The following is a 6,079-nucleotide window of genomic DNA, read 5'->3' as shown; positions in this document are numbered from 1 at the left end:
TTCGGACACCAGCCGGAACAGCGCGCCGTCGCCGTCGAAGCTCCAGGGCCTGCCTTGCTCGACGACTTCCAGCCGAGGCTCGTCGTGGCGGTACAGCAGTTCGTTGGCCACCTTGCCGGACGGCGTCTTGTAGGTCAGTTCCAGCGCCTCGGACCCGAACCACTGGACGCTGACCACGACCACCGATGCATCCGGCACGATGCCGCGGATCGCAGCATTCGTCTGAAGTTCTTCCAGCTTCATTATTGCTTTGAATTCCCTGAATTTTTTGGCGCTCTGCTGGCGCTGTCTCCACGCACTGCGTTGATCTTGCCGCTACCACTTCGTCAACAGGATCACTTATCCGCAGGCCGTTACAGGTACGACGCTAGCCCGGCATCGAAAACTCTGGAAGCGCTTGTTAACGGATAGTACGGTACGGCAGGGCTCTGCCCCATCATCTTTGTGCCCTCATTTCGGAGGCGTGTGATGCAGTGCCCGCAACCATGGTGAATATCGCCAAGCAGCGCCTGATCAGGCGGCGCGTTGAAGTGCTTCGCCACGAGTTGGACCAGCGGCTGCAAACACGCGCCCTTACCTCGTACTCGACCCTGACCGAGTACGCGTCAGCTGAACTGCGGGCCGGCCGCGGCGGCTTGGCACTGATCGAAGTTCCACTCAGAAGCCTCGAAGAACTTGGAACCTTCATCGCTTCCGAAACGCACGACTGGCCCGGCCGGGTCTGGGACCAGGTCCGGGCTGACCTAAAGCCTCAGCACTCCGCTGAAACGAGTCGGGCAATTCTGAACGGCCTGCTGGACGAGTTCGCCTGGCCGGCCGGCGCACAGCCGTTCACTCTGAATCATCTCGATAAAACCCGAATTACTACTGCGCTTACCCGTCATGCCGAACGCCTTGGCCAGCGCGACTCGGATGGCTGGAATTCCTTGATCCGGCGGGCGGATCAGCTGTTGGGATTGGCGGAAGTGAGCATTCGGAACACCGCCGTGGCAGCGCGCGAGAAGGCGGCGATCGCCATCGAGGAATTTCTGCAGAACGGGGCGGAGGAACGGTCAATGGCCGCTGCCATGAATGCCAACGCTGAGGCGGCCCCATCGGGGAGCAAAGTCCTCGATAAGCACGCTCGCAGTTCGAGCAAGGGTGGGAAAAACAGGGCGGAGAAAAGCCCGAAGAACGCCGCGAAGATTTTGGTTCGGCAGCGGTTTGATGCACGCAAGCCAAAACTTTGGCATCACGGCGATTTGGCGGCATTTGCCAAGGACATGCTCGTAGATTTTCCTGTACTTACAAGCACAAAAGTTGTCGAGGGATGGGTTCGGCAGTGGCGCAACGACGACCTCAAAAGTCAGTCAAGCGCTTGACTGGCCATTCAAGCGGCTGAGGAGTCGAAGTCAGTGGGATTGTGAAACATGGTGCGGGTCGGCTCATCCAAAAGGAACCGACATGGACCACTTGCTGCAGAACCGCATCACCATCATTCGCCGCCGCCAGCTCGAATCCCGCATCGCAGTCAGCCGCAGCACGATCTACGACTGGATCAATCCGCGCTCGCCTCGCTACAAGCCAGACTTCCCCAAGCCGATCAGCATTGGCGGTGGCGCGGCCGTCGGCTGGGTCGCATCGGAAGTCGATCAGTGGCTGGCTGATCAGATTGCGGCCAGCCGCAGGGGTGTGGCATGAGCACCATCCAGAATTATGGTGCCGGCCCTATAAACCGTTCCCGCCGCACCCGGGCACGGGTTGAGCAATTGGATTTGCAGATCCTTGCAGTGCTTTGCGAAGACCACCCGCAGAGCATCCGCCACGTGTTCTATCGGATGACGGACCCCCGCTTGCTTGAACCCGTCGAGAAATCCGATCTTGGCTATCGCCATGTGCAGCACCGCTGCGTTGAACTCCGGCGGCAGGGGAAGCTGCCCTACCACTGGATTTCCGATGCGTCCCGTCGCGGCTACTTCGTCGATACGTACTCCGGTGCCGGCGACTTTTTGAAGCGCGTGACGGGTTTCTACCGGGCTGACCTCTGGGCAGATGCTGCCGCACATGTCGAGGTCTGGGTCGAATCGCGTTCGCTTGCAGGTGTTATCCAGGCGGACTGCGAGGAACTCGCCGTGAGTTTGTTCCCCTGCGGCGGCTTCAGTTCGATCACTTTTGCTCACGAGGCCGCAGGCTTCATGAATCGTCACGTGCAGAAGCCGGCAGTGATCTACTACCTCGGCGATTATGACCCTGCCGGCGTTCTGATCGATCAGGTGCTGGAACGTGAATTGCGCGAGCATCTCGATCCCCACGTCGATATGCGGTTCGTCCGCTTGGCCATCACGGAAGAGCAAATCAGCCGGTACGACTTGCCGACCAAGCCGCGCAAGTCCGGTGACCGCCGCTCCCAGCACGTCAAGGAAACGGTCGAAGCTGAGGCGATGCCGGCACGAGAGCTGCGCTCGCTGCTCCGTGAGCATGTCGAATCCTGGTTGCCGGCCGGCGCCCTTCAGGCGGCCAAGGTGGCCGAAGCATCGGAACGCGAACAGCTCAATCGCATGGCCCTGCTGCTGCCTGGGCGCAAGTCATGAGCAGCTCTCGTAAAAAGGGAAAAGCAAAACGGGCGGAGGCGCATGTCCGCCTCTACCGTCATGAACTTGAGTGCCCGGCGTACCGCACCATGTCCACCGATGCGCGAGCCTTGCTTGTTGAGTTCCGCTCGCTGTTTAACATCGACGAAAATAGTGTCTTCCTGAGCGTTCGTGAGATGGAGCGGCGCCTCAACGTCGGGCAGCGCCGCGCGCAAGCGGCTCGCGACGAATTGCTGGAGCGTGGCTGGATCATCGAGTTGGAGCCCGGCGCCTTTCACCGGAAAAACAAACTCGCAACGGTGTTTGCGCTGACCAATGAACCACTGAAGCGCATTGACGGTGCCGTGCCGTTGAAATCGTACATGCGTTGGCAGGCTCCGGTAAAAATCACGGTAGCCAAATTGGCTACGCACGGTAGCCATACCGACTACCGAGAGGAAGTAATTTCGCGCCTTGAAGCGGGCGACGGTAGCCGTGGTGACTACCGTCAGCACGAAATGGCGTCGTTGTCGGTAGCCAGGACAGCTACACAGATAGTGCTACCACCGGAGGGAACGGACGGTGCTTCGCTGTTGGCGGCAGCAAGCTCGCCCGACATCGGAAAATCGCAGCAGCTCTGGCTCTTGGCGGCCTGGATGCTCGTGACCGGTGTCGACCGCGGACAGATCTCGTGATCTGCTGCTGCGGCGGTCGGACGCTGCGGGGCTACGCGTCTCACGATAATCTGAAGCTTGTTTGGCAGGAGTGCACTAGCTGCCGCCGCTGCGCCCGCTACGAGTTCACTGGACCAGGGCAACCCGTGCTGTTGGGGCAAGCAGCGCGCAAAGAGTTCCGGATGATGGAAATCGCGCACCAGCTTGCCGCGCCGCCATCGACGTCCACAATTGTCGATATCAATCGGACGCGTAATCGCCAGAAAAGGTGAGCGATTCGAGAATGAAGGCGCGGTTCATCACGCGAATAAACGCTCACTACGGTTCAAACAATGCAGCAGAATCGGGCCAAGCTGTGCACAACGTGCAGGACATGCAGTAAGCCCATCGCGGCATGATCAGGTAGGAACCCCGATGTCGATGCCCTTTGTCATCTACACCTGCACGGCCTGCAACTTCCGGGGCGCAGAGCACGTCGTCTGGGGACGATTTCATTACCGGACGTCCAAGGGCGAGATCAATCTGGAGCGCCAGCTGGGTTGGTGTGACGACTGCGGAACCCTGGCCCCGATCGAGCAATTGCCGACTCGCGAACGTCTTGCCGCCAATCGGGCGTTAATCGACGAATACAAGCTGCGCCTTACTGAGCTCCGCGAGAGTGAGAAATCGGGCCGCCCGCTTTGGATGCGCCTGCTTGGCTTCAAACGGCTCTCGCCTGACAGGCTGAAACTTCGGGAAGGTCTCCGGGAAGTTGAGGAGAATCAGATCGAGCTTAGGCGACGTGCCAATACGTTGTCGGAGCGTCGCGCGGGTCCCCGCTGCCTGATCTGTTCCTCTGAATCGGTACGAACGGTTCCACAGCCGTCCATGCCCAGCGAGTACGAATCAGTCGATCTCTATGAGGTGATCCCGGTCGACATGCAGCATCCGGGATGCACCGGCCAGCTGATGGCCTGCAACTCGGAATTCAGACTGAACATGCGACTGTTGAAACGTATCTATGACCCAGAGGGGCGTTTGCTCGACACGCTCGACTGTGACTAGCTCTAGGCAGCATTTCCTCGTTCACAGCCACTTGATGGCGACGCTTCAATATCAAGCCAAATTGGTAGCGCGCTAGACGACAATCAAACTTCGGCAGCTGGGTCGCGTAGTCTGTTTTTCTTGGATGCCGCTCTCGCTTCTGTGTGGAACCGCATCGAAGACGCCCTTAACGGGCAAAGGCTTCGAATCCTTTCGAAGTTCCGCTTTGGCAAAGGATTGCCTATGCGCGGACATGGGCGGCCGGAGCAAGGTGCAAAATTGCACCTTGATCGGAAATACCCGGCGACTAGCGCAAAATGCACTTGCCACCAGCCGGATTGGTGGCTGATCGGCTCCGGCAGTAGCGATGGCCCTCTGTCCGGGCATCACTCATTCATCCTCGGCGGGCGCGTCAACTCGTCGGCAGCGGAATTTCGGTGAACGTCACCGAAAACGGGCTTTACGGCAGCCAACGGAAAAGGCCCGCATGAGCGGGCCTTCTTGATTCGGGTCGAAAGGTGCAAAATTGCACCTTTCGATGGTTACCAGCGCAGCTGTGCCTCGACCTTCTGCGGCGGGCCGGCGGCGAGCGCTGCGGCCTGATCCATCATGTCCTGATCGATCGCCTCGGTTTCCTTCACGGTCTTGGCGGTCTGCGCCTGGATCTGCTCGACCTTGGCGGCAATGGCGCCGATGTCGGCGATCATCTTCTCCAGCATGGCCTGCTGATTCTTGGCCTTGCCTTCCTTCTCGGCGACGTCAGCCTCCATAGCGCGGCGCTCCAGCTGCTTCTGCGCGGCTGCTTCCTCGGCCTTGGTCTGAGCTTCCTGCTGCTTACCCGTCAGTGAATCGGGATGGGTCTGAATGTGCGCGGTCAAACCGGCAGAGGGCGGCACTACTTCCTAATCAGCCAGTTGCTCGGCGAATAGGGATGACCTCGGCCCGGCGCATGATCATATCCAGATAGTCAGCCCAGTCCTGCATCATTCTGCGACGGGGTTCGAGGTAGGCAGCCTTGTTGTAGGTGCCGCGAATCTTGTCCGGATCACCGTGCGCTAGCTGGCGCTCGATCCAGTCTGATTCGTACCCCTTGTCGTTCAGTGCCGTGCTGACCAGATGCCGGAATCCGTGCATGGTCTGTTTGTTCCGGTAGCCGATGCGCTTGATCATGCCGGCAATCGCGCCATCGCTAAGCGGCTGTCGGGGATCGGTGCGCCCGATGAACACATACTCGAAATGCCCGGTGATCTGCTGAATCTCGCGCAGCATCTCGATCGCTTGGGTTGGAAGCGGGGTCATGTGGAAGTAACCGCGCTTCATGCCCTCCCTGCCCTTCTGGATCGTCCAGACGCCGGCGTCCAGATCGATTTCTGACCACTTCACACCTCGGGTCACACCGGGGCGGTTCGCAGTCCATAGCGCCAGCTTCGCGCATGACTTCACCAGCATCGATCCTTCATCGTTATCCACCGCCTCAAGAAAGGCCGGCAGCTCTTCCAGCGATAGATGAGCGTAGTTCTGCGAGCCAGGACCGGACTGGGCAATAGCAGCAAGATCGCGCGCAGGATCATTCGCCGTCCAGCCATTTGCCCGCGAATAGCTGTAGATCGCCTTGATCCATTGCCGCGCCTTCTTGGCGACGTCGAATGCGCCGCGGGCCTCGATGCCGCCGATCAGTGCGCCAAGCTCTGACGGGGAAATGTTGTCTAGGGGCCGGGCACGTAGCTTGGGTAGGAGGTCCTTGTCGAGGTAGGTGCGGGCCTGCTCCGCTGTCTTCGCATTCCAGGCACCACTGCGGAACGCGTGCCAAGCGTCAGCTGCTTCGCCGAAGGT

The 6,079-nt window shown here is 59.8% G+C and carries 8 protein-coding genes; 5 read left to right on the top strand and 3 right to left on the bottom strand.

Annotated elements, in window-relative coordinates; translation table 11 throughout:
* Positions 1 to 243, bottom strand: a 243-nt coding sequence (locus tag Q0D45_RS10155) for a hypothetical protein (RefSeq protein ID WP_293392133.1), incomplete at its 3' end; no start/stop codon positions are given.
* Positions 244 to 485: 242 nt separating this feature from the next.
* Between Q0D45_RS10155 and Q0D45_RS10150 the strand changes: the two genes are divergently transcribed.
* The 5 genes from Q0D45_RS10150 (at position 486) to Q0D45_RS10130 (ending at position 4,267) form a co-directional block, all read left to right on the top strand.
* Positions 486 to 1,361, top strand: coding sequence for a hypothetical protein (locus Q0D45_RS10150; RefSeq protein WP_293392130.1), 876 nt, complete (start codon positions 486 to 488; stop codon positions 1,359 to 1,361).
* Positions 1,362 to 1,443: 82 nt separating this feature from the next.
* Positions 1,444 to 1,680 (top strand): AlpA family transcriptional regulator, encoded by a 237-nt coding sequence (locus Q0D45_RS10145; RefSeq protein WP_293392127.1) that lies wholly within the window; start codon positions 1,444 to 1,446, stop codon positions 1,678 to 1,680.
* On the top strand, positions 1,677 to 2,570 hold the full coding sequence (locus Q0D45_RS10140) for a hypothetical protein (protein ID WP_293392125.1): 894 nt from the start codon (positions 1,677 to 1,679) through the stop codon (positions 2,568 to 2,570). Before Q0D45_RS10145 ends, Q0D45_RS10140 begins: the two co-directional genes overlap by 4 nt.
* Complete coding sequence (locus Q0D45_RS10135) at positions 2,567 to 3,244, top strand: hypothetical protein (protein WP_293392122.1); 678 nt, start codon at positions 2,567 to 2,569, stop codon at positions 3,242 to 3,244. Before Q0D45_RS10140 ends, Q0D45_RS10135 begins: the two co-directional genes overlap by 4 nt.
* A 393-nt stretch (positions 3,245 to 3,637) precedes the next feature.
* The gene (locus tag Q0D45_RS10130) at positions 3,638 to 4,267 is read left to right on the top strand and encodes a hypothetical protein (protein WP_293392119.1); all 630 of its coding nucleotides are present in this window, start codon (positions 3,638 to 3,640) and stop codon (positions 4,265 to 4,267) included.
* A 521-nt stretch (positions 4,268 to 4,788) separates the two neighbouring features.
* Here Q0D45_RS10130 and Q0D45_RS10125 read toward each other — a convergent pair.
* Both Q0D45_RS10125 and Q0D45_RS10120 read right to left on the bottom strand, forming a co-directional pair.
* Positions 4,789 to 5,142, bottom strand: coding sequence for a hypothetical protein (locus tag Q0D45_RS10125; RefSeq protein WP_293392116.1), 354 nt, complete (start codon positions 5,140 to 5,142; stop codon positions 4,789 to 4,791).
* A gap of 10 nt (positions 5,143 to 5,152) precedes the next feature.
* The coding region (locus tag Q0D45_RS10120) for a site-specific integrase (RefSeq protein ID WP_293392113.1) at positions 5,153 to 6,079 on the bottom strand (927 nt) is incomplete at its 5' end.

The organism is Nevskia sp., from assembly GCF_023266035.1.
Lineage (GTDB): Bacteria > Pseudomonadota > Gammaproteobacteria > Nevskiales > Nevskiaceae > Nevskia.
This window is presented reverse-complemented; position numbering and strand designations above follow the sequence as displayed.

Bases quoted from the DNA above. Each gene is read 5' to 3' on its own strand.
- Q0D45_RS10150 (WP_293392130.1), top strand. From the start codon at position 486: ATGGTGAATATCGCCAAGCAGCGCCTGATCAGGCGGCGCGTTGAAGTG.
- Q0D45_RS10145 (WP_293392127.1), top strand. From the start codon at position 1,444: ATGGACCACTTGCTGCAGAACCGCATCACCATCATTCGCCGCCGCCAG.
- Q0D45_RS10140 (WP_293392125.1), top strand. From the start codon at position 1,677: ATGAGCACCATCCAGAATTATGGTGCCGGCCCTATAAACCGTTCCCGC.
- Q0D45_RS10135 (WP_293392122.1), top strand. From the start codon at position 2,567: ATGAGCAGCTCTCGTAAAAAGGGAAAAGCAAAACGGGCGGAGGCGCAT.
- Q0D45_RS10130 (WP_293392119.1), top strand. From the start codon at position 3,638: ATGTCGATGCCCTTTGTCATCTACACCTGCACGGCCTGCAACTTCCGG.